Source organism: Microcella alkalica (assembly GCF_014137945.1).
GTDB lineage: Bacteria > Actinomycetota > Actinomycetes > Actinomycetales > Microbacteriaceae > Microcella > Microcella alkalica.
Map to the genome: position 1 here is coordinate 1 of NZ_JACGWX010000010.1, position 20,910 is coordinate 20,910.

The 20,910-nt window shown below is 69.1% G+C and carries 31 protein-coding genes and 1 pseudogene; 31 read left to right on the forward strand and 1 reads right to left on the reverse strand.

Features of this window, described 5'->3' with window-relative positions; translation table 11 throughout:
* The 31 genes from FHX53_RS12710 to FHX53_RS12860 form a co-directional block, all read left to right on the forward strand.
* Positions 1 to 756, forward strand: a 756-nt coding sequence (locus tag FHX53_RS12710; protein WP_182491751.1) for an arginase family protein, incomplete at its 5' end; no start/stop codon positions are given.
* A complete protein-coding gene (gene hutI, locus FHX53_RS12715; RefSeq protein WP_220476440.1) occupies positions 756 to 1,940 on the forward strand; it encodes an imidazolonepropionase in 1,185 nt (394 codons plus the stop codon). The genes FHX53_RS12710 and hutI, both read left to right, overlap by 1 nt.
* Positions 1,941 to 2,754: 814 nt before the next feature.
* Entirely contained in the window at positions 2,755 to 3,063 is a 309-nt protein-coding gene (gene rpsJ / locus FHX53_RS12720; protein ID WP_047561503.1) for a 30S ribosomal protein S10, read from the forward strand.
* A gap of 11 nt (positions 3,064 to 3,074) precedes the next feature.
* Positions 3,075 to 3,725: a 50S ribosomal protein L3 gene (gene rplC / locus FHX53_RS12725; protein WP_182491755.1), complete on the forward strand. Its 651-nt coding sequence runs from the start codon at positions 3,075 to 3,077 to the stop codon at positions 3,723 to 3,725.
* A gap of 5 nt (positions 3,726 to 3,730) precedes the next feature.
* Positions 3,731 to 4,378: a 50S ribosomal protein L4 gene (gene rplD, locus FHX53_RS12730; RefSeq protein WP_055857242.1), complete on the forward strand. Its 648-nt coding sequence runs from the start codon at positions 3,731 to 3,733 to the stop codon at positions 4,376 to 4,378.
* Entirely contained in the window at positions 4,375 to 4,686 is a 312-nt protein-coding gene (gene rplW / locus FHX53_RS12735; protein WP_182491757.1) for a 50S ribosomal protein L23, read from the forward strand. Before rplD ends, rplW begins: the two co-directional genes overlap by 4 nt.
* Positions 4,687 to 4,705: 19 nt before the next feature.
* The gene (rplB, locus tag FHX53_RS12740; RefSeq protein ID WP_182491759.1) at positions 4,706 to 5,542 is read left to right on the forward strand and encodes a 50S ribosomal protein L2; all 837 of its coding nucleotides are present in this window, start codon (positions 4,706 to 4,708) and stop codon (positions 5,540 to 5,542) included.
* A 15-nt stretch (positions 5,543 to 5,557) separates the two neighbouring features.
* The gene (rpsS, locus tag FHX53_RS12745) at positions 5,558 to 5,839 is read left to right on the forward strand and encodes a 30S ribosomal protein S19 (protein WP_182491760.1); all 282 of its coding nucleotides are present in this window, start codon (positions 5,558 to 5,560) and stop codon (positions 5,837 to 5,839) included.
* 27 nt (positions 5,840 to 5,866) lie between these two features.
* Positions 5,867 to 6,265, forward strand: a complete 399-nt coding sequence (gene rplV, locus FHX53_RS12750; protein WP_182491762.1) for a 50S ribosomal protein L22 — start codon at positions 5,867 to 5,869, stop codon at positions 6,263 to 6,265.
* Between the two features lie 2 nt (positions 6,266 to 6,267).
* On the forward strand, positions 6,268 to 7,041 hold the full coding sequence (gene rpsC, locus FHX53_RS12755; RefSeq protein ID WP_182491764.1) for a 30S ribosomal protein S3: 774 nt from the start codon (positions 6,268 to 6,270) through the stop codon (positions 7,039 to 7,041).
* A gap of 5 nt (positions 7,042 to 7,046) precedes the next feature.
* The gene (rplP, locus tag FHX53_RS12760) at positions 7,047 to 7,466 is read left to right on the forward strand and encodes a 50S ribosomal protein L16 (RefSeq protein WP_055857223.1); all 420 of its coding nucleotides are present in this window, start codon (positions 7,047 to 7,049) and stop codon (positions 7,464 to 7,466) included.
* Positions 7,466 to 7,786, forward strand: coding sequence for a 50S ribosomal protein L29 (gene rpmC / locus FHX53_RS13925; protein WP_182491765.1), 321 nt, complete (start codon positions 7,466 to 7,468; stop codon positions 7,784 to 7,786). The genes rplP and rpmC overlap by 1 nt, the downstream gene beginning before the upstream one ends.
* Positions 7,786 to 8,103: a 30S ribosomal protein S17 gene (gene rpsQ / locus FHX53_RS12770; RefSeq protein WP_182491767.1), complete on the forward strand. Its 318-nt coding sequence runs from the start codon at positions 7,786 to 7,788 to the stop codon at positions 8,101 to 8,103. Before rpmC ends, rpsQ begins: the two co-directional genes overlap by 1 nt.
* Positions 8,104 to 8,136: 33 nt before the next feature.
* On the forward strand, positions 8,137 to 8,505 hold the full coding sequence (gene rplN, locus FHX53_RS12775; protein ID WP_055857214.1) for a 50S ribosomal protein L14: 369 nt from the start codon (positions 8,137 to 8,139) through the stop codon (positions 8,503 to 8,505).
* 2 nt (positions 8,506 to 8,507) lie between these two features.
* Complete coding sequence (gene rplX / locus FHX53_RS12780) at positions 8,508 to 8,867, forward strand: 50S ribosomal protein L24 (RefSeq protein WP_055857211.1); 360 nt, start codon at positions 8,508 to 8,510, stop codon at positions 8,865 to 8,867.
* Entirely contained in the window at positions 8,867 to 9,454 is a 588-nt protein-coding gene (rplE, locus tag FHX53_RS12785) for a 50S ribosomal protein L5 (protein WP_182491769.1), read from the forward strand. The genes rplX and rplE overlap by 1 nt, the downstream gene beginning before the upstream one ends.
* Before the next feature lie 98 nt (positions 9,455 to 9,552).
* Entirely contained in the window at positions 9,553 to 9,951 is a 399-nt protein-coding gene (gene rpsH / locus FHX53_RS12790) for a 30S ribosomal protein S8 (protein ID WP_182491771.1), read from the forward strand.
* A 6-nt stretch (positions 9,952 to 9,957) separates the two neighbouring features.
* Positions 9,958 to 10,494, forward strand: coding sequence for a 50S ribosomal protein L6 (gene rplF / locus FHX53_RS12795; protein WP_182491772.1), 537 nt, complete (start codon positions 9,958 to 9,960; stop codon positions 10,492 to 10,494).
* A 2-nt stretch (positions 10,495 to 10,496) separates the two neighbouring features.
* Positions 10,497 to 10,868, forward strand: a complete 372-nt coding sequence (rplR, locus tag FHX53_RS12800; protein ID WP_182491774.1) for a 50S ribosomal protein L18 — start codon at positions 10,497 to 10,499, stop codon at positions 10,866 to 10,868.
* 11 nt (positions 10,869 to 10,879) lie between these two features.
* Complete coding sequence (rpsE, locus tag FHX53_RS12805; protein ID WP_182491832.1) at positions 10,880 to 11,569, forward strand: 30S ribosomal protein S5; 690 nt, start codon at positions 10,880 to 10,882, stop codon at positions 11,567 to 11,569.
* Entirely contained in the window at positions 11,569 to 11,754 is a 186-nt protein-coding gene (rpmD, locus tag FHX53_RS12810) for a 50S ribosomal protein L30 (RefSeq protein WP_182491833.1), read from the forward strand. Before rpsE ends, rpmD begins: the two co-directional genes overlap by 1 nt.
* Positions 11,754 to 12,506, forward strand: a complete 753-nt coding sequence (gene rplO / locus FHX53_RS13470) for a 50S ribosomal protein L15 (protein WP_220476441.1) — start codon at positions 11,754 to 11,756, stop codon at positions 12,504 to 12,506. Before rpmD ends, rplO begins: the two co-directional genes overlap by 1 nt.
* A 108-nt stretch (positions 12,507 to 12,614) precedes the next feature.
* On the forward strand, positions 12,615 to 13,940 hold the full coding sequence (gene secY, locus FHX53_RS12820) for a preprotein translocase subunit SecY (protein ID WP_182491776.1): 1,326 nt from the start codon (positions 12,615 to 12,617) through the stop codon (positions 13,938 to 13,940).
* Positions 13,937 to 14,527, forward strand: coding sequence for an adenylate kinase (locus tag FHX53_RS12825; protein WP_182491777.1), 591 nt, complete (start codon positions 13,937 to 13,939; stop codon positions 14,525 to 14,527). The genes secY and FHX53_RS12825 overlap by 4 nt, the downstream gene beginning before the upstream one ends.
* Before the next feature lie 174 nt (positions 14,528 to 14,701).
* Entirely contained in the window at positions 14,702 to 14,923 is a 222-nt protein-coding gene (infA, locus tag FHX53_RS12830; RefSeq protein WP_055857193.1) for a translation initiation factor IF-1, read from the forward strand.
* A gap of 75 nt (positions 14,924 to 14,998) precedes the next feature.
* Positions 14,999 to 15,112, forward strand: coding sequence for a 50S ribosomal protein L36 (gene rpmJ, locus FHX53_RS12835; protein WP_047561540.1), 114 nt, complete (start codon positions 14,999 to 15,001; stop codon positions 15,110 to 15,112).
* Between the two features lie 146 nt (positions 15,113 to 15,258).
* Complete coding sequence (gene rpsM, locus FHX53_RS12840; protein ID WP_182491779.1) at positions 15,259 to 15,639, forward strand: 30S ribosomal protein S13; 381 nt, start codon at positions 15,259 to 15,261, stop codon at positions 15,637 to 15,639.
* Positions 15,640 to 15,696: 57 nt separating this feature from the next.
* Complete coding sequence (gene rpsK, locus FHX53_RS12845) at positions 15,697 to 16,095, forward strand: 30S ribosomal protein S11 (RefSeq protein WP_055857188.1); 399 nt, start codon at positions 15,697 to 15,699, stop codon at positions 16,093 to 16,095.
* Between the two features lie 200 nt (positions 16,096 to 16,295).
* A complete protein-coding gene (locus tag FHX53_RS12850) occupies positions 16,296 to 17,285 on the forward strand; it encodes a DNA-directed RNA polymerase subunit alpha (RefSeq protein WP_182491781.1) in 990 nt (329 codons plus the stop codon).
* A 54-nt stretch (positions 17,286 to 17,339) separates the two neighbouring features.
* Positions 17,340 to 17,900, forward strand: coding sequence for a 50S ribosomal protein L17 (rplQ, locus tag FHX53_RS12855; protein WP_182491783.1), 561 nt, complete (start codon positions 17,340 to 17,342; stop codon positions 17,898 to 17,900).
* A 64-nt stretch (positions 17,901 to 17,964) separates the two neighbouring features.
* A complete protein-coding gene (locus tag FHX53_RS12860; RefSeq protein ID WP_182491784.1) occupies positions 17,965 to 18,999 on the forward strand; it encodes a GNAT family N-acetyltransferase in 1,035 nt (344 codons plus the stop codon).
* 846 nt (positions 19,000 to 19,845) lie between these two features.
* Here FHX53_RS12860 and FHX53_RS14190 read toward each other — a convergent pair.
* Positions 19,846 to 20,901, reverse strand: a pseudogene (locus tag FHX53_RS14190) (acyltransferase family protein); the annotation flags it as partial.
* Positions 20,902 to 20,910: the final 9 nt, after the last annotated feature.

Below are 20,910 nucleotides of genomic sequence, written 5' to 3' on the forward strand. Positions count from 1 at the left end.
GTCGAATCTGCCAACGATGCGGAAGCCGCGCCGGAGCGACTCGTCGTGCTCGACGCCGGTGACGTGCTCGAGCCCGACGGCGACGGCGAGGCGGTCGCGACCGCGCGCGTCGCCGCGATCACGGCCACGGCATCCCTCGTCATCGTGCTCGGCGGCGACAACGCCGCGACGGTGCCGGCCGCCCTCGGGGCGTGGGGCGGCCGCCTCGCGACCGCGGGCCTCGTGACGCTGGATGCTCACCACGACCTGCGCGACGGCGCCAGCAACGGCGCGCCGGTGCGACGGCTGCTCGAGGCGGGCCTCGCGGGGGCTCGAGTGAGCCAGCTCGGCATCGAGCCGCTCGCGAACTCCCGCGCACATGCGGCACGGGCCGCCGAGCACGGCATCACCGTCGTCAACCGGGCCGAACTGATGACCACCCCGATCGAAGCCGCGATGACCGCGGCGCTCGACCGCGCCGCGTCGGCGGGCGGACCCGTCCACGTCGACCTCGACCTCGACGTGTGCGACCGCAGCGTCGCGCCCGGCTGTCCGGCAAGCGTGCCCGGCGGCCTGAGCGCGATCGAGCTGCGCACGGCGGCGCGGCTCGCGGGCGCGCATCCGGCCGTCACGAGCATCGACCTGACCGAGCTCGACGCCGTGCGCGATACCGCCGACCAGCGCACCGTGCGCCTCGCCGCGCTATGCGTGCTCGAGGCGCTCGCGGGGCTCGCGTCGCGGCCCGCTCCGCCCGTGACGGCGGGGGAGCGCCCATGATGAGCGTCGTCGTCGCGAACATCGGCGAGCTCGTGACCTTCGCGCCCGGCCGCCCCGTGCGGCACGGAGCGGCCGTCGTGCTCGTCGACGGCGTCGTGCAGTGGGTGGGCGACGATTCGGACGCGCCGCCCGCGGACGCGCGCGTCGACGCGGCGGGCGGGGCGGTCATCCCGGGATTCGTCGACAGCCACAGCCATCTCGTCTTCGCCGGCGACCGCGCGGCCGAGTTCGAGGCCCGCATGGCGGGGCGGCCGTACGCGGCGGGCGGCATCCGATCGACCGTGGCGGCGACGCGCGAGGCGAGCGTCGCCGAGCTGCGCGTCCGGCTCGCGCGGCTCGTCGCCGAGGCCCGGGCGCAGGGTACGACGACGCTCGAGATCAAGAGCGGCTACGGGCTCACGGTCGCCGACGAGGAGCGCGCCCTGCGCCTCGCCCGCGAGGTCACCGACGAGTCGACCTTTCTCGGCGCGCATGTCGTGCCGGCCGAGTACGCCTCCGACCGCGGCGCCTATGTCGACCTGGTGCGCGGCCCGATGCTCGCCGCGTGCGCGCCGCACGTCCGCTGGGTCGACGTCTTCATCGGTTCGGGCGCCTTCAGCGTCGACGAGGCGCGGCTCATCCTCGAGGCGGGGCGGGATGCCGGACTCGGCCTGCGCGTCCACGCCGGCCAGCTCGCCGCCGACGGCGGAGTCGCCCTCGCCGTCGAGCTCGGTGCCGCGAGCGTCGACCACTGCACGCACCTCACGGCCGCTGACGTCCAGGCGCTCGCCGACTCTGCGCGGGCCGACGCGTCGACCGACTCCCCGTCCGCGTCGACCGCGACGGTCGCGACGCTTCTCCCGCTCGTCGAGTTCTCGACGCGGCAGCCGTACCCGGATGCCCGGCGCCTCCTCGACGCGGGCGTCTCCGTCGCGATCGCGACCGACTGCAATCCTGGCTCGAACTTCTCGTCGTCGATGCCTCTCGCCCTCGCTCTCGCGGTGCGCGAGATGGGAGTCACCCCGCTCGAGGCCCTCGAGGCCGCGACCGTCGGCGGGGCTCGCGCCCTGCGGCGCGACGACGTCGGGCACGTGCGCGTCGGCTCGCGCGGGGGAGTGGTGCTGCTCGACGCGCCGTCGCACTCGTGGCTCGCATACCGGGTCGGGGTGCCGCTCGTGCGCGACGTCATCGGCGGGCCGCGGTAGCCCGCCTCGGCGAACGCCCCCGCCCCGCCAACGCGCCGACCCCGGACACCTCAGCCTGCGCGCGCCCGCCGCGCTGCCGCCTCGACCTCCTCGCCCGCGAACGCCGCACTGCCGCCTCCGCCTCCTCGCCCGCGCCCGCCGCGCTGCCGCCTCCGCCTCCCGCGGGCGAATCCCCGCAACTCGTCCTGTTTCGGGCGACCCGTGCGCCCGATTCAGGACGAGTCGCCCGAAACAGCAAGAAGTGCGGGGGCGGGGCGCCGGCTTCGCCGAGCGCGGGTGCACGGCGGCTCCGAGTGGGGGCGCCGGCTTCGCCGAGCGCGGTACCTCGCGGCTTCGGAGCGAACTACCCGACAACCGGGGGCCGGGACGGCCCCCGGGGCGATGTCGCCGCGGAGGCCAGAAATGGCCTCCGCTCTGAGGCGACACGCCCGGGTTGCAGCACCCTCCCGGCTGTGGCAGACTCTTCTAGTTCCACACGCCGCGCTTCGTCGCGCGGCTCACTGTCCAGGCAGTGCATAGGACGAGCAGCCCGCAGGTGCGGGTGGCGATGAGCCTAGGCCGCAGGCAGAAGAACACGACTTAAATCGACAACCAACTCGCACAGGGGATATCTCTGTGCCTGGCGAGGGCGACACGCCCGAGCGCGGGGGTCGGTGACGAGCAGAGGTCGGACCCAGTTCGGCAGGGAGCGATCCCAGCCGGCGTGCGGCAGCAGATCGATGTTTGACAGAAGAACAGTGGTGCGACAGCGAGAGCGCTCCGCGCAGATGTGCCCGTCAGGGTTCATCACGTCCAAGAAGGAAGAGAGTTGAGCATGGCGGGACAGAAGATCCGCATCCGGCTTAAGTCGTACGACCACGCAGGTCTCGATGCATCGGCGCGCAAGATCGTCGACACCGTGACGCGTGCAGGCGCAACCGTGGTCGGCCCCGTGCCGCTGCCGACGGAGAAGAACGTCATCGCCGTCATCCGGTCGCCCCACAAGTACAAGGACAGCCGCGAGCACTTCGAGAAGCGCACGCACAAGCGGCTCATCGACATCATCGACCCGACGCCGAAGGCGGTCGACTCGCTCATGCGCCTCGACCTTCCCGCCGACGTCAACATCGAGATCAAGCTCTAAGGAACCCCTCTATGTCTGCTACCAAGACGACCAAGGGTCTGCTGGGCACGAAGCTCGGCATGACCCAGGTGTGGGATGAGAACAACAAGCTCGTTCCCGTCACCGTCGTGGAGATCGCCCCGAACGTCGTGACGCAGGTGCGCACGGTCGAGAAGGACGGCTACGCGGCTGTGCAGATCGCCTACGGCGCGATCGACCCGCGCAAGGTCACGAAGCCCCTCACCGGCCACTTCGAGAAGGCCGGCTCGACCCCGCGCCGCCACCTCACCGAGGTGCGCACCGCCGACGCGTCCGAGTACGCCGCCGGCCAGGAGCTCGCGGTCGACATCTTCGAGGCGGGCCAGCTCGTCGACGTCGTCGGCACGAGCAAGGGCAAGGGCTTCGCCGGTGTCATGAAGCGCCACAACTTCAAGGGCGTCTCGGCCTCGCACGGTTCGCACCGCAACCACCGCAAGCCCGGCTCGATCGGCGCCTCGTCGACCCCCAGCCGCGTATTCAAGGGGATGCGCATGGCCGGCCGCATGGGTGGCGAGCGCGTCACCGTCATGAACCTCAAGGTTCACTCCGTCGACCTCGAGAAGGGTCTGCTGCTCATCAAGGGCGCCGTCCCCGGTGCTCGCGGTCGTCTCGTCTTCGTCCGCAACGCCGTGAAGGGAGCGTAACCGCGATGGCTAACTCGCTCGACGTCGTCGACGCCGCCGGCAAGAAGACCGGTTCGGTCGACCTGCCCGCTGCCGTCTTCGACGTGCAGACCAATGTCCCGCTCCTCCACCAGGTGGTCGTGGCCCAGCTCGCCGCCGCCCGTCAGGGCACGCACTCGACCAAGGGTCGCGGCGAGGTCTCCGGCTCCGGCGTCAAGCCGTTCAAGCAGAAGGGAACGGGCCGCAGCCGTCAGGGCTCCGTCCGCGCCCCCGAGCACCGCGGCGGTGGCATCGTCCACGGCCCGACCCCCCGCAACTACGCGCAGCGCACGCCCAAGAAGATGATCGCCGCCGCTCTGCTCGGCGCCCTCTCCGACCGCGCGCGCGGCGAGCGCCTCCACATCGTGGAGTCGTTCGGCACCGACGTGCCCTCGACCAAGGCTGCCGCCTCGGTCATCCTCTCCCTCACCGCGGGCCGAAACGTGCTCGTCGTGATCGAGCGCGATGACGAGGTCAACCTCAAGAGCGTCCGCAACCTCAAGAACCTGCACGTCATCACCCCCGACCAGCTCAACGCGTACGACGTGCTGGTCAGCGACGACATCGTGTTCATCAAGGGCGCGTACGACGCCTTCGTGAACGCGAAGACGAAGAAGGAAGAGGTCGGCGCATGAGCATCCACGCTGTCGCCCAGAACAAGGACCCGCGCGACATCATCATCGCGCCCGTCGTGAGCGAGAAGTCCTACGCGCTCATCGACGACGGCAAGTACACCTTCCTGGTGGACCCGCGTGCGAACAAGACCGAGATCAAGCTCGCCATCGAGAAGATCTTCAACGTCAAGGTCGAGTCGATCAACACGCTCAACCGCCCGGGCAAGACCCGCCGCACCCGCTTCGGCACCGGAAAGCGCAAGGACACCAAGCGCGCGATCGTGACCTTGAAGTCGGGCTCCATCGACATCTTCACGGCCGTCGGCTAGGCAACGGAGACAGAGAACAATGGCTATTCGCAAGTACAAGCCCACGACCCCGGGTCGTCGCGGCTCGTCGGTCGCCGACTTCGCTGAGATCACCCGATCGACGCCCGAGAAGTCGCTGCTCAAGCCGCTTCCGAAGACCGGTGGCCGCAACAACACCGGTCGCATCACGACCCGTCACATCGGTGGTGGCCACAAGCGCCAGTACCGCATGATCGACTTCCGTCGCAACGATAAGGACGGCGTGAACGCGAAGGTCGCGCACATTGAGTACGACCCCAACCGCACCGCGCGCATCGCGCTCCTGCACTACGTGGACGGCACGAAGCGCTACATCCTCGCGCCGAACAAGCTCTCGCAGGGCGACATCGTCGAGTCGGGCGCCTCGGCCGACATCAAGCCGGGCAACAACCTCCCGCTGCGCAACATCCCCGTGGGTACCGTCATCCACGCCATCGAGCTCCGCCCCGGCGGCGGCGCGAAGATGGCCCGCTCGGCCGGCGCCTCCGTGCGTCTCGTCGCGAAGGACGGCCCCTACGCCCAGCTGCGTCTCCCCTCGGGCGAGATCCGCAACGTGGATGCCCGCTGCCGCGCCACGGTCGGCGAGGTCGGCAACGCCGAGCAGTCGAACATCAACTGGGGCAAGGCCGGCCGCAAGCGCTGGAAGGGCGTGCGCCCGACCGTCCGCGGTGTCGCGATGAACCCGATCGACCACCCGCACGGTGGTGGTGAGGGCAAGACCTCCGGTGGTCGCCACCCGGTCAGCCCCTGGGGCCAGTCCGAGGGCCGCACCCGTCGCCCCAACAAGGAGAGCGACAAGCTCATCGTCCGTCGCCGCACCGTCGGTAAGAAGCGCTAGTAGGAGTCGAGAAACATGCCTCGCAGTCTCAAGAAGGGCCCGTTCGTCGACGATCACCTGCTTCGCAAGGTGTTCACGCAGAACGAGGCCAAAACCAAGCACGTCATCAAGACCTGGTCGCGCCGGTCGATGATCGTCCCCGCCATGCTCGGGCACACGATCGCCGTGCACGACGGCCGCAAGCACATCCCCGTGTTCGTGACCGAGACCATGGTCGGGCACAAGCTCGGCGAGTTCGCGCCCACCCGCACCTTCCGCGGTCACGAGAAGGACGACAAGAAGGGTCGTCGCCGGTAACCCGGCGGCGTGAAGAGGAGTACAGACATGGTGGAGTCGATCGCCCGCGTGCGACACATCCGCGTGACGCCTCAGAAGGCTCGTCGCGTCGTCGACCTGATCCGCGGCAAGCAGGCCATGGAGGCCCTTGCCATCCTGAAGTTCGCGCCCCAGGGCGCGAGCGAGCCCGTCTACAAGCTCGTCGCGTCGGCCATGGCCAACGCCCGGGTGAAGGCGGACGCTGCCAACGCCTTCCTCGACGAGCAGGACCTCTACGTGGCCCGCGCGTTCGTCGACGAGGGCACCACGCTCAAGCGGTTCCAGCCGCGAGCGCAGGGCCGCGCGTTCCGCATCAACAAGCGCACCAGCCACATCACCGTCGTGCTCGCCACGCCGGATGAGGCCGCTGTCGCGGGCTCGGGCACGAAGAAGAAGGCGAGCAAGTAGTCATGGGTCAGAAAGTCAACCCGTACGGTTTCCGTCTCGGCATTACCACCGACCACGTGTCGCGGTGGTTCTCGGACAGCACCAAGCCCGGTCAGCGCTACGCCGACTACGTGGCTGAGGACGTCAAGATCCGGCGGATGCTCACCACGAGCCTCGACCGCGCCGGCGTCGCGCGCATCGAGATCGAGCGCACCCGCGACCGCGTCCGCGTGGACATTCACACGGCGCGTCCCGGTATCGTCATCGGTCGTCGTGGCGCCGAGGCCGAGCGCATCCGCGCCGACCTCGAGAAGCTCACCGCGAAGCAGATCCAGCTGAACATCCTCGAGGTCAAGAACCCAGAGGCCGAGGCTCAGCTCGTCGCGCAGGGCGTCGCCGAGCAGCTCAGCGCTCGTGTGGCCTTCCGCCGCGCGATGCGTAAGGGTCTGCAGGGCGCGCAGCGCGCCGGCGCCAAGGGCGTCCGCATCCAGGTCTCCGGCCGTCTCGGCGGCGCCGAGATGTCGCGCTCGGAGTTCTACCGCGAGGGCCGCGTGCCCCTGCACACGCTCCGCGCCAACATCGACTACGGCTTCTACGAGGCGAAGACCACGTTCGGCCGCATCGGAGTGAAGGTCTGGATCTACAAGGGCGACATCACCAACAAGGAACTCGCTCGCGAGCAGGCGTCTCAGAAGTCGTCGCGCCCCGAGCGTCGTGATTCCGACCGTGGCCCCCGTCGCGACGGTGGCCGTCCGGCCGCCGCCAAGGCGCCCGCCGCGGCCGGAGCGGAAGGCTAGGAACAATGCTGATTCCCCGCAAGGTCAAGTACCGCAAGCAGCACCACCCCAAGCGGAGTGGGCACGCGACCGGTGGAACCGAGGTCTCGTTCGGCGAGTTCGGCATCCAGGCAATCACGCCCGCATACGTCACGAACCGCCAGATCGAGTCGGCGCGTATCGCGATGACCCGTCACATCAAGCGTGGCGGCAAGGTCTGGATCAACATCTACCCCGACCGCCCGCTCACCAAGAAGCCCGCCGAGACTCGCATGGGTTCGGGTAAGGGCTCGCCGGAGTGGTGGGTCGCGAACGTCAAGCCGGGCCGCGTCCTCTTCGAGGTCGCGGGCGTCAACGAGCAGCTCGCTCGTGAGGCCATGACCCGTGCTATTCACAAGCTGCCCCTCAAGGCACGCATCATCAAGCGCGAGGAGGGCGACGCGTAATGGCGATCGGATCCAAGGAGCTCGCACCTGCGGAGCTCGACACCTTCGAAGACGAGCGACTCGTCGACGAGCTGAAGAAGGCCAAGGAGGAGCTGTTCAACCTGCGGTTCCAGGCCGCGACCGGACAGCTCGAGAGCCACGGCCGCCTGCGCGCCGTGAAGCGCGACATCGCTCGCATCTACACGGTCATCCGAGAGCGTGAGTTGGGCATCCGTGCCACGCCCGCGCCGGTGGAGGCCCCGGCGAAGCCGGCCAAGAAGTCGGCGAAGAAGGCTGACGCCGCTGAGGCGCCCGCCGCCGAGACGGAGGAGAAGAACTGATGGCTGCCGAGAAGAAGGTCGCTGCCGGCCACGAGTCGGCCGCGCACGACGTTCGCGACGAGAGCGCTCGCGGCTACCGCAAGGTTCGCCGCGGCTACGTGACGAGCGACAAGATGGAGAAGACCATCGTCGTCGAGGTCGAGGACCGCGTGAAGCACCCGCTGTACGGCAAGGTCATCCGCCGCACCTCGAAGGTCAAGGCCCACGACGAGCAGAACGACGCCGGCATCGGCGACCTCGTGCTCATCGCCGAGACCCGCCCCCTGTCCGCCACGAAGCGCTGGCGCCTCGTCGAGATCCTCGAGAAGGCCAAGTAGGCCTTCGCCTGCTTGCCCTTATAGGAGAGAGAAATGCTTCAGCAGGAATCCCGGCTCAAGGTCGCCGACAACACCGGCGCCAAGGAGCTGCTCACGATCCGCGTGCTCGGTGGCTCCGGCCGCCGCTACGCGGGTCTCGGTGACGTCATCGTCGCCACCGTCAAGGACGCGATCCCCGGCGGCAACGTCAAGAAGGGCGACGTCGTCAAGGCGGTCATCGTCCGCACGCGCAAGCAGACCCGTCGTCCCGACGGCTCGTACATCAAGTTCGACGAGAACGCCGCCGTGATCCTGAAGAACGACGGGGACCCCCGCGGTACCCGCATCTTCGGACCGGTCGGTCGTGAGCTTCGCGACAAGAAGTTCATGAAGATCGTCTCGCTCGCCCCGGAGGTGCTGTAACCATGGCGAAGATCAAGAAGGGTGACCTCGTGCAGGTCATCAGCGGCGCCAAGCAGGACCGCGGCGGAGACCGCGGCAAGCAGGGTCGCGTCATCGAGGTGCTCGCCGAGAAGAACCGCGTGGTCGTCGAGGGCATCAACCTCGTCACCAAGCACGTTCGCGTCGGCCAGACGCAGCGGGGCACCAAGACCGGCGGCATCGAGACCCACGAGGCCCCGATCCACATCTCCAACGTGGCCGTCGTCGACCCCAAGACCAAGAAGCCCACGCGCGTCGGTCACCGTGAGGAGACCGTCGAGAAGAACGGCGTGAAGAAGACCGTGCGCGTGCGGTACGCCAAGAATTCAGGTGAGAAGCTCTAATGACGACGACCACTGCAGCGCAGGCTGGCCGAATCCAGCCGCGCCTCAAGCAGAAGTACCGCGCTGAGATCACCAAGGCGCTCACGGAGCAGTTCGGCTACTCCAACCCGCACCAGGTTCCCGGTCTCGTGAAGATCGTCGTGAACACCGGTGTCGGCGAGGCCGCGCGCGACAGCAAGGTCATCGACGGTGCGGTCAAGGACCTCACCGCGATCACCGGCCAGAAGCCGCAGGTCACCAAGGCCCGCAAGTCGATCGCCCAGTTCAAGCTGCGCGAGGGAATGCCCATCGGCGCCCACGTGACGCTGCGCGGCGACCGCGCCTGGGAGTTCCTCGACCGCCTGCTCTCGCTCGCGCTCCCGCGCATCCGCGACTTCCGCGGCCTGAGCGACCAGCAGTTCGACGGCAACGGCAACTACACCTTCGGTCTCCAGGAGCAGAGCGTGTTCCACGAGATCGACCAGGACAAGATCGACCGCGTCCGCGGATTCGACATCACCATCGTGACGACGGCGAAGACGGATGACGAGGGTCGCGCCCTGCTGCGCGCGCTCGGCTTCCCCTTCAAGTCGGCCGACGCCTCCTAGACCGGGGCACTCCACATCGGCCCCTCCTGGGGCCCCGATCGAACAGGTCCGCGTTCGTGTAACGGGCGCGGAAACCGGACGAGAACAGGAACATCATCATGACGATGACAGATCCGGTCGCAGACCTGCTGACCAGACTGCGCAACGCCAACTCGGCTTTTCACGAGACGGTCTCGCTGCCCAGCAGCAAGCTCAAGACCACCATCGCCGAGATCCTCAAGCGCGAGGGCTACATCTCCGACTGGGCCGTCGAGGAAGCCCGCGTCGGCTCGACCCTCACGCTGTCGCTGAAGTACGGCCCGAACCGCGAGCGGTCGATCGTCGGCATCAAGCGCGTCTCGAAGCCCGGACTCCGCGTCTACGCGAAGTCCACCGAGATCCCGCACGTCCTCGGCGGGCTCGGCGTGGCGATCCTCTCGACTTCCTCCGGTCTGCTGACTGACCGCGAGGCGATGCAGAAGGGCGTGGGTGGGGAAGTCCTCGCCTACGTGTGGTGATCTGACATGTCGCGTATCGGACGCATGCCCATCGACATCCCCGGCGGTGTCACCGTGTCGGTCGACGGCCAGGCCGTCACCGTCAAGGGCCCCAAGGGCGAGCTCGCGCTCTCCGTGGCGAGCCCCATCGAGGTCTCCATCGAGGACAACCAGGTCGTCGTCACCCGTCCCGATGACGAGCGCAACTCGCGCTCGCTCCACGGCCTCACCCGCACCCTCATCGCGAACAACATCGTCGGCGTGACCCAGGGCTACACCAAGGGCCTCGAGGTCGTCGGCACCGGTTACCGAGTGCAGGCCAAGGGCGAGAGCATCGAGTTCGCACTCGGCTTCTCGCACCCCGTCACCGTGAACCCGCCCGCCGGGATCACCTTCACGGTGGAGGGAAACAACAAGCTCACCGTCAGCGGCATCGACAAGCAGGCCGTGGGCGAGGTCGCAGCGAACATCCGCAAGATCCGCAAGCCCGAGCCGTACAAGGGCAAGGGTGTGCGGTACGCCGGCGAGATCGTGCGCCGCAAGGCCGGAAAGAGTGGTAAGTAATCATGGGTCTCGGAACTAGAGGCAAGAGCAAGACGGCCGCCAAGGGCCGCCGTCACGCCCGTCTTCGCAAGCGCATCGCCGGCACGTCCGAGCGTCCGCGTCTCGTCGTCACCCGATCGGCGCGTCACGTCTTCGTGCAGATCGTCGACGACACCAGGGGCCACACCCTGGCCAGCGCCTCCACCATGGAGGCCGACCTCCGCACGTTCGAGGGCGACAAGACCGCCAAGGCCCGCAAGGTCGGCGAGCTGCTCGCTGAGCGCGCGAAGCAGGCCGGCGTCGAGGCGGTCGTGTTCGACCGCGGCGGCAACCGCTACGCCGGTCGCGTCGCCGCGATCGCCGATGGAGCGCGAGAGGCAGGACTGAGCCTGTGAGCGAGGCAGACATCAACAACATCGCGAAGGAGCAGACCGTGGCGGCAGAGGCCCCCGTGGAGACCGCCGCATCGTCGGAGCCGTCGACGGAGCCCCGCGAGGCTCGCCGTGGCAGCCGCGAGCGGAACCCCAACCGCGACCGCGGTGCGCGCGATACCGAGAAGAGCCAGTTCCTCGAGCGCGTCGTGACCATCAACCGCGTCTCGAAGGTCGTCAAGGGCGGTCGTCGCTTCAGCTTCACGGCCCTCGTGGTCGTGGGTGACGGCAACGGCCTCGTCGGCGTCGGCTATGGCAAGGCGCGCGAGGTCCCGACGGCGATCTCGAAGGGCGTCGAGGAGGCGAAGAAGAACTTCTTCCGCGTTCCCCGCGTCGCTCAGACGATCCCGCACCCCGTTCAGGGCGAAGCAGCCGCCGGTGTGGTGCTCCTGCGCCCCGCCGCCGCCGGTACCGGTGTCATCGCCGGTGGCCCCGTCCGTGCCGTGCTCGAGTGCGCCGGCATCCACGACGTGCTGAGCAAGTCGCTCGGCTCGTCGAACACGATCAACATCGTGCACGCGACCGTCGAGGCGCTCAAGCAGCTCGAGGAGCCGCGTGCCGTGGCCGCCCGCCGTGGTCGCGACTTCGAGGACGTGGCCCCGGCCCGTCTCGTCCGTGCCGAGGCCCACGCGGCCAAGGTCGCGGCCGGAAAGGCAGGTGCATGATGGGATCGCGTCTGAAGGTGACCCAGATCAAGTCTGTTATCAGCGAGAAGCAGAACCAGCGCGACACCCTGCGCAGCCTGGGCCTCAAGCGGATCGGCGATGTCGTCGTCCGCGAGGACAGCCCGGCCAACCGCGGGTACGTTCGTGCGGTCGCTCACCTCGTGAAGTTCGAGGAGATTGACTAATGGCTGAAGAGAAGAAGGACGACGCCGCCACGGCGCCGGCCAAGAAGGCTCCGGCGAAGGCCGCTGCTGAGAAGGCTCCTGCGAAGAAGGCTCCGGCGAAGGCCGTTGCTGACAAGCCGGTTGCTGAGAAGGCTCCTGCGAAGAAGGCTCCGGCGAAGGCCGTTGCTGACAAGCCGGCTGCTGAGAAGGCTCCTGCGAAGAAGGCTCCGGCGAAGGCCGTTGCTGACAAGCCGGCTGCTGAGAAGGCTCCCGCCAACAAGGCGCCCGCGAAGAAGACTCCGGCCACGAAGGCGGAGTCGACCGAGGTCGCGCGCCCGCAGGTGCTCAAGGTCCACCATCTCCGCCCCGCTCCCGGGTCGAAGAAGGACCGCACCCGCGTCGGCCGCGGTGAGGGCTCGAAGGGCAAGACCGCGGGTCGCGGCACCAAGGGCACGAAGGCTCGCTACTCGGTGCGCCCCGGCTTCGAGGGCGGCAACCTGAACTTCGTGATGCGCGCGCCCAAGCTGCGCGGCTTCACGAACCCGTTCCGCGTCGAGTACCAGGTCGTGAACCTGTCGACGCTGGCCGAGCTCTACCCGAAGGGCGGCGACGTCACCATCGGCGACCTCGTGGCCAAGGGTGCTGTTCGCAAGAACGAGAAGGTCAAGGTTCTCGGCGACGGCGACATTGCGGTTAAGCTGAACGTGGCCGTCGACAAGGTCTCGCGCTCCGCGGAGCAGAAGATCGTCGCGGCCGGCGGTTCGATCAACTAGCCGCTCGGGCGGCCCCTTCGGGGGCCGCCCGGCTTCCGGCCCAACCGGGCCACAGCATCTCGGGCCGCCGCGCGCGAGATGCTCCTGCTGTTTAGTACGGGAGGTCTCGTGTTCAGAGCTATCGGGCGGATCTTCCGCACGCCCGACCTCCGCCGGAAGATCGGTTTCACCCTCGGAATCGTCGCGCTCTTCCGTCTGGGTTCTTTCATCCCTGCGCCGTTCGTCGATTTCGAGAACGTCCAGATCTGCCTCCAGGGCAACGCCGACGCGACCGGGCTCTACCAGCTCGTCAACCTCTTCTCCGGCGGCGCCCTCCTGCAGCTGTCGATCTTCGCGCTCGGGATCATGCCGTACATCACGGCCTCGATCATCACGCAGCTCCTGCGCGTGGTCATCCCCCACTTCGACACCCTCTACAAGGAGGGGCAGGCCGGTCAGGCCAAGCTCACGCAGTACACGCGCTACCTCACGATCGCTCTCGCCGTCCTGCAGTCGACGACGCTCATCACGGTGGCCCGAGCGGGCGCGCTGTTCCCGACCACGTCCGGCGTCGCGGAGTGCAGCCAGCTCATCACCGATTCCAGCTGGTACGCCATCCTCCTCATGGTCATCACGATGACCGCGGGCACGGGCCTCATCATGTGGCTCGGCGAGCTCATCACCGAGCGCGGCATCGGCAACGGCATGTCGCTGCTGATCTTCGTCTCGATCGCCGCGACCTTCCCGACCGCTCTCTGGGCCATCGCCCAGGCGCAGGGCTTCGACATCTTCCTGCTCGTGCTCGGTCTCGGCCTGCTGGTCATGGCCGCCGTCGTGTTCGTCGAGCAGTCGCAGCGGCGCATCCCGGTGCAGTACGCCAAGCGCATGGTGGGCCGCCGCACCTACGGCGGCAACAACACGTACATCCCCATCAAGGTCAACATGGCCGGCGTCGTGCCCGTCATCTTCGCGTCGTCGCTGCTGTACCTGCCCGCTCTCGTCGCGCAGTTCAACCAGCCGCAGGCGGGCGAGACCGCGCCCGAGTGGGTCGTCTGGATCCAGAACAACCTCGTCTCCGGCGACAACCCGATCTACATGATCGTTTACTTCCTGCTCATCGTCGGATTCACGTACTTCTACGTCGCGATCACCTTCAACCCGGAGGAGGTCGCGGACAACATGAAGAAGTACGGCGGCTTCATCCCCGGCATCCGCGCGGGCCGCCCGACGGCCGAGTACCTGGACTACGTGCTCACGCGAGTGACGCTCCCCGGCTCGCTGTACCTCGGCCTGGTCGCGCTCATTCCGCTGATCGCGCTCGCCACGGTGAACGCCAACCAGAACTTCCCGTTCGGCGGCGCGAGCATCCTGATCATCGTCGGCGTCGGCCTCGAGACCGTGAAGCAGATCGACGCGCAGCTGCAGCAGCGGCACTACGAGGGGCTCCTGAAGTGAGCGCGCGCCTCCTGCTCATCGGCCCGCCCGGGGCGGGCAAGGGCACGCAGGCCGCGCGGCTGCGCGACATGCTCCGCGTGCCGGCGATCTCGACGGGCGACATCTTCCGTCAGAACGTCCGCGAGGAGACACCCCTCGGCGTGAAGGCGAAGGCCTACATGGACGCTGGCGACAACGTCCCCGACTCCCTCACCAACGACCTCGTGCGCGATCGCCTCGAGCAGGCCGACTGCGCGTCGGGCTTCCTCCTCGACGGGTACCCGCGCACGCTCGACCAGGTCGCCTACCTCGACTCTTTCCTCGCCGAGCACGACACGGCGATGGATGTCGTGGTCGAGCTGGTCGCCGACCCGGACGTCGTCGTCGAGCGGCTCCGTCAGCGCGCGCTCGATCAGGGGCGCAGCGACGATGACGAGTCGGTCGTCCGCCACCGTCTCGAGATCTACCGCCAGCAGACGGCTCCGCTCATCGGCGTGTACGAGGAGCGCGGACTGCTCGTCAAGGTCGACGGCATCGGCGAGATCGACGAGGTGACCGGTCGGATCGCATCGGCCCTCGCCGAGCGCGGCGTCGTCGTCGCCGGCTGACCCGGCTCCGAGTTGCCACAGAACCGCATTACCGCCTAAGCTAGACCCTTGGTGCTCATGGCACGCCTTCGGCGTGTCGACGTGGCGCGTCGCTTGTGCAGTCGACGCGGCCTTCCACGGGTGCCGGTATGCGCACGACCAGCGAAATCCCCAACTTTTAGCGACGAAGAGGCTATGGCCAAAAAAGACGGTGTCATCGAAATCGAGGGCGCGGTGATCGAGGCTCTGCCCAACGCGATGTTCCGCGTTGAGCTGACCAACGGACACAAGGTGCTCGCCCACATCTCGGGCAAGATGCGCCAGCACTACATCCGCATCCTCCCGGAGGACCGCGTGATCGTGGAGCTGAGCCCCTACGACCTGACCCGCGGCCGGATCGTCTACCGCTACAAGTAACGGATCTCGCTGCACAAGGAACGGCCCGGGACTCCACCCGGCGCACGAGGCCAGCGAACCCCCGAAGGAAGAACCATGAAGGTCAACCCCAGCGTCAAGCCCATCTGCGACAAGTGCAAGGTGATCCGCCGTCACGGCAACGTGATGGTCATCTGCGAGAACCCTCGGCACAAGCAGCGTCAGGGCTAGTCGCCGCCGCGAGAGCGGCACGCGAACTCATAACTGAATAGACGAACTGGCAGTTCCAGAAGCCGCGGAAGCGGCGGACACCCCGGGCGGGAGGCCCGGGCACCGGAGCTGCTCCACACCTCCCCGATTCATCCGAAGGAGCCGTCATGGCCCGTCTTGCCGGAGTCGACATCCCGCGCGATAAGCGCGTCGAGGTCGCCCTCACCTACATCTACGGCGTCGGTCGCACCCGCGCCGTGCAGACCCTCGAGGCCACGGGCATCGACCCGAACACTCGCGTCAAGGACCTCAGCGACGACCAGCTCGTCCAGCTGCGCGACCACATCGAAGGCACGTACAAGGTCGAAGGAGACCTCCGCCGAGAGGTCGCCGCCGACATCCGCCGCAAGGTCGAGATCGGATCCTACGAGGGCATCCGCCACCGTCGCGGCCTCCCCGTGCGCGGACAGCGCACCAAGACCAACGCTCGTACCCGCAAGGGCCCGAAGCGCACCGTCGCCGGCAAGAAGAAGGCCGGCCGCAAGTAGCCGACTGCCGGGCGCACGCACGCTCGGCGCCACGAACTCACACGGAGAGAGAAAAACATGGCAGCACCCAAGTCGGCCGCTCGCAAGCCGCGTCGCAAGGAGAAGAAGAACATCGCCGTGGGCCAGGCCCACATCAAGTCGACGTTCAACAACACGATCGTCTCGATCACCGACCCCAGCGGGGCCGTCATCAGCTGGGCGTCGTCCGGCGGCGTCGGCTTCAAGGGCTCGCGCAAGTCGACCCCGTTCGCCGCGCAGCTCGCCGCCGAGTCGGCCGCGCGCCAGGCGCAGGAGCACGGCATGAAGAAGGTCGACGTCTTCGTCAAGGGCCCCGGCTCGGGCCGCGAGACGGCGATCCGCTCGTTGCAGGCCGCCGGCCTCGAGGTGGGCTCGATCAGCGACGTGACGCCGCAGGCGCACAACGGCTGCCGCCCGCCGAAGCGCCGCCGCGTCTAGCCGCATGGCGATTCCTGTGAAGCGGTTCACAGGAATCGCGGCGACGCGCGCCTGACGGGCGCGCGTCGCGCAGGCCGCAGCAGTGCCCGTGCCGCGCTCGTCGCGTCCTCCAGAACCACATAACTCAACACACTCGACGAGCCAGCCACTCGTCGCAAACAAGTGTCATATGGCGGACACTTTGCCGAAAGGAATCCATAGTGCTCATCGCACAGCGTCCCACCCTCACCGAGGAGAGCGTCTCCGACTTCCGCTCGCGGTTCATCATCGAGCCGCTCGAGCCGGGCTTCGGCTACACCCTCGGCAACTCGCTTCGCCGCACGCTCCTCTCGTCGATCCCCGGCGCTGCCGTCACGAGCATCCGCATCGACGGCGTTCTGCACGAGTTCAGCACCATCCAGGGCGTGAAGGAGGATGTCACCGAGATCATCCTCAACATCAAGAACCTCGTCGTCTCGAGCGAGCACGACGAGCCGATCACGGCGTACCTCCGCAAGACCGGCTCCGGCGAGGTCACGGCGGCCGACATCTCCGCTCCCGCGGGCGTCGAGATCCACAACCCCGAGCTCGTCATCGCGACGCTCAACGACAACGCCAAGTTCGAGCTCGAGCTCACCATCGAGCGCGGCCGCGGCTACGTCAGCGCGACCCAGAACCGCAGCGAGTTCAGCGAGGCCGGCCAGATCCCCGTCGACTCGATCTACTCGCCCGTGCTCAAGGTCACCTACCGCGTCGAGGCGACGCGTGCCGGCGAGCGCACCGACTTCGACCGCCTCGTGGTCGACGTCGAGTCGAAGCCCGCGATCACCCCCCGCGACGCGATCGCCTCGGCCGGCCGCACGCTCACCGAGCTGTTCGGTCTGGCGCGCGAGCTCAACACGCAGGCCGAGGGCATCGAGATCGGCCCCGCGCCGGTCGACGCAGTGCTCTCCACCGAGCTCTCGATGCCCATCGAGGACCTCGACCTCTCGGTGCGCAGCTACAACTGCCTCAAGCGCGAGGGCATCAACACTGTCAGCGAGCTCGTCGCCCTCTCGGAGACGCAGCTCATGAACATCCGCAACTTCGGGCAGAAGTCGGTCGACGAGGTCAAGGACAAGCTCGTCGAGATGGGCCTCTCGCTCAAGGACGCGGTTCCCGGATTCGACGGCGCCCACTACTACGGCGGCAACGAGGACGACTACATCTAAGGGCCCGTCGTCCCCGACAGCCCCGGCAGCACCTGACACTGGAGAACACTGATCATGCCTAAGCCCACCAAGGGTCCGCGCCTCGGCGGAGGCCCCGCCCACGAGCGCCTGCTCCTCGCGAACCTCGCCACCGCGCTGTTCACGCACAAGAGCATCACGACGACCGAGACGAAAGCAAAGCGCCTCCGGCCGCTCGCCGAGCGCCTCATCACGTTCGCGAAGCGCGGTGACCTCCACGCCCGCCGCCGCGTCATGACGATCATCCGCGACAAGAGCGCCGTGCACGAGCTCTTCACGCAGATCGCTCCGCTCGTCGCCGAGCGCGAGGGTGGCTACACGCGCATCACGAAGGTCGGCTACCGCAAGGGCGACAACGCCCCCATGGCGGTCATCGAGCTCGTTCTCGAGCCCGTGAACCCGAAGCCGAAGTCGGCGAAGAAGTCCGCAGCGAAGGAGGCGCCCGCCGCCGCCGTCGAGGAGCCCGCCGAGGCGCCCGCCGAGGACGTCGAGGAGGCTCCCGCGGAGTCGACCGAGACCGAGTCCGCTGAGACCGACTCGGCCGACGCCGCAGCGGCCGACGCCGACTCGACCGAGGGCGACGCCGAGTCCAAGTAGTCCGGTCGCTCCCGAGCGACTGCGGGGCCCCGTCCGACCGGACGGGGCCCTACTCTCTTTTGCCATGAGCACTGCAGAACCCCGACCCCCCGTGCGCGAGCGCGTCCCCGCCCCCGCGGAGGTCCGGATGCCCGACCCGGTCGACGGCGTCGTCTGGCGGCCGGCGACGCCGGAGGACGCGCCCGGGATCACGGCGCTCCTCGAGGCGATGAGTCGACGCGATCATCCGGACTGGAGCGAGAGCCTCGCGGAGGTCGAGGACGATCTCGGGCACTCCTGGGTCGACCTGCCGAACGACAGCGTCCTCGGCCACGATGCCGACGGAGCCCTCGTGGCGTGGGGCCTCGTGATCGAGATGCCCGAGCCGGAGTCGCTGCTGCGGATCATCCTCCCCGGCGGCGTGCACCCCGAGCGGCGCGGCCGGGGGCTCGGACGGCGCCTGCTCGCCTGGCAGCGAGCGCGAGCCAAGCAGCGCCTGTCGCGCAGCGACAGCATCCTGCCCGCCTGGCTGATGTCGTACGCCCCGGATCGCGCGCCCGAGCACGGCCGGCTGCTCGACCGCTCCGGGTTCGAGCCATCGCGCTACTTCACGAGCCTCGACGCCGTGCTGGCCGACGCCGACCTCGATCGTGAGCTCCCCGCCGGCGTGCGCGTCGAGCCGATGAGCGCCGAGCTGTCCGAGGCCGTGCGGCTTGCCAAGAACGCGAGCTTCGCCGACCACTGGGGAAGCCAGCCCGCGACCGTCGAGGGGTGGACGTCGATGCTCGCCCTTCCGAGCGCCCGCCCTGAGCTCAGCCGCGTCGCGCTCGCGGACGAGGAGGTCGTGGGCTTCGTCCTGACCGAGATCAACGAGGACGACTGGGAGCGCCAGGGCTTCACCGGCTGCTACATCGGGCTCGTCGGCACGGTGCGCGAGTGGCGCGGGCGGGGGCTCGCCGGGGCGCTGCTCGCCGACGTCATGCGCGCTGCGCGCGACGCCGGGCTCGAGCGCGCCGTGCTCGACGTCGACGCCGAGAACCCCACGGGCGCCCTCAGCGTCTACACGCGGCTGGGCTTCCGTGCGACCTCGCGGGATGTCTCCTACCGCATCGTCTACTGACCGCCACGCCCACGGGCGGTCGCGTTCGACCTCTCAGCGCTCGTCGAGCGGATCGGGCAGGTAGTCGGCCACGCGCGGGAGGGACGCGAGCCGGGTGAGCGGCGCCTCGAGGGCCTCGGCGTAGAGCTTCCCGCCCGTCGGCCCCGGGTGGATCTGGTCGCCCGCGAGCAGGTCTAGCCTCGGCCGGATCGCCGACTGCCAGTCGCTCAGCTCGACGGCGAGGTAGCGGTCGGCGAAGTCCGAGAGCGTGCTGTTGACGTCGTCCGTCCAGCCCCGGGGCGCCTGCGTCGTGACGAGGACGAGCTCGCGCTCGGGGCCGAGGATCCGCCTGACCTCGTCGAGGGTCTCCGTCCTGATCGGCCCGTTCGTGCCGAGGGCAAGGACGACGACGGGTCGCAGCTCGCCGCGCTCGGCCAGGCCACGGAGGATCTCCGGCGCCTGATGCATCTGCCGCGAGACAGCGGCGTCGATCGCGATGCCGGGGAAGCGCTCCTGCAGAGCGGGAGCCGACGCGAGCATCACCGAATCCCCGATTGCGAGCAGCTCCTCGCCCGGCGGGGTCGAGGGCGGGGGAGCGGGCGCCGTCGTGATGATCGGCTCCGGGGGTACGGAGGGCGTGGGCGGCTCCGACGGCGCGCGCAGAGCGGCCTCGCCCGCAGCGATCGCCGCGGCGGCGCTCGAGGCGTCGGGAGCCCGCACGACGGCGGCCCCTGCGCCGACCGCGGTCGCGACGACGAGCGCGGCGGCGAGTGCGAGTCGGCCGACGCGTCGCTCGGGGCGCCAGAGGAGGCCGAGGCCCTCGCGGCGCACGGGCTGCTCGAGCCAGCGGTAGGACGCCGCCGCGAGAGCGACGCTCGCCGTGAGGGCGACGGCGCCGAGAATCCACCCGCTCGCCCCGGTGCGCTCGACCGTCGGCAGCGCCGCGCAGAGAAGGACGATGATCGGCCAGTGCCAGAGGTACAGGCCGTAGGAGCGCTCGCCGACCCAGCGCGGCAGAGGTGCGTCGAGCACGGCCGCCGCACACCCTGAGGGGTGGTCGGCGGCGACGAGCAGAACGAGCGTGAGCATGACGACGAGCGCGATGCCGCCGCGGTAGACGAGCGCGTCGTCGATCGCGAGCGCGCTCGCGGCGGCGACGATCCCGAGGGCGGCGATCGCGGCGATCGCGTCGGCGACGGCGGCGGGGATGCGCGTCGCGCGAGCGCGCGTCCCCGACAGCGGCGCGCGCGCGATCGCGAGCGCCGCCCCCGCGAGCAGACCGCTGCCGTGCGTGAGCGTCGAGTAGTAGGCCGTCGACGCGGCAGCCGGACTCGCGACCGGGTCGCCCGCGACGACCGCCATCCCGACGGCCGACGCGACGGCGAGCGCGGCGACCGCGAGCACGCGCACGCCGCGACGGGGGACGAGCAGCAGCGCGAGCAGAGCGAGCGGCCAGAGGAGGTAGAACTGCTCCTCGACCGCGAGCGACCACGCGTGGCGCAGCAGCTCGGGGCTCGTCTGGTCGAGGTAGCTCGCGCCCTGCGCGATCGCGAGCCAGTTGCTCGAGAAGGTCGCGGCCCCGACGAGCTGCCAGCCGATGCCGACGAGCACGTCGCCGCCGATGATGGCGGCCGCGGCGGCGGAGACGCCGATGACGAGGGCGAGCGCGGGGAGTAGTCGTCGCGCGCGACGGTGCCAGAAGCGGCCGAGCGCGATGCGACCCGTCCGCTCGTGCTCCGCGAGCAGGAGCGCGGTGATGAGGTAGCCGCTGACGACGAGGAAGACGTCGACGCCGACGAACCCGCCCGGCGCAAGGCCCGGGAACAGGTGGTAGGCGAGGACGAGCACGATCGCGAGGGCCCTGACCCCGTCGAGGCCGGGGAGGCGCTCGCGTGCGCTCGACACGGCGGTGGAGGAGCTCATGTCCCCTCC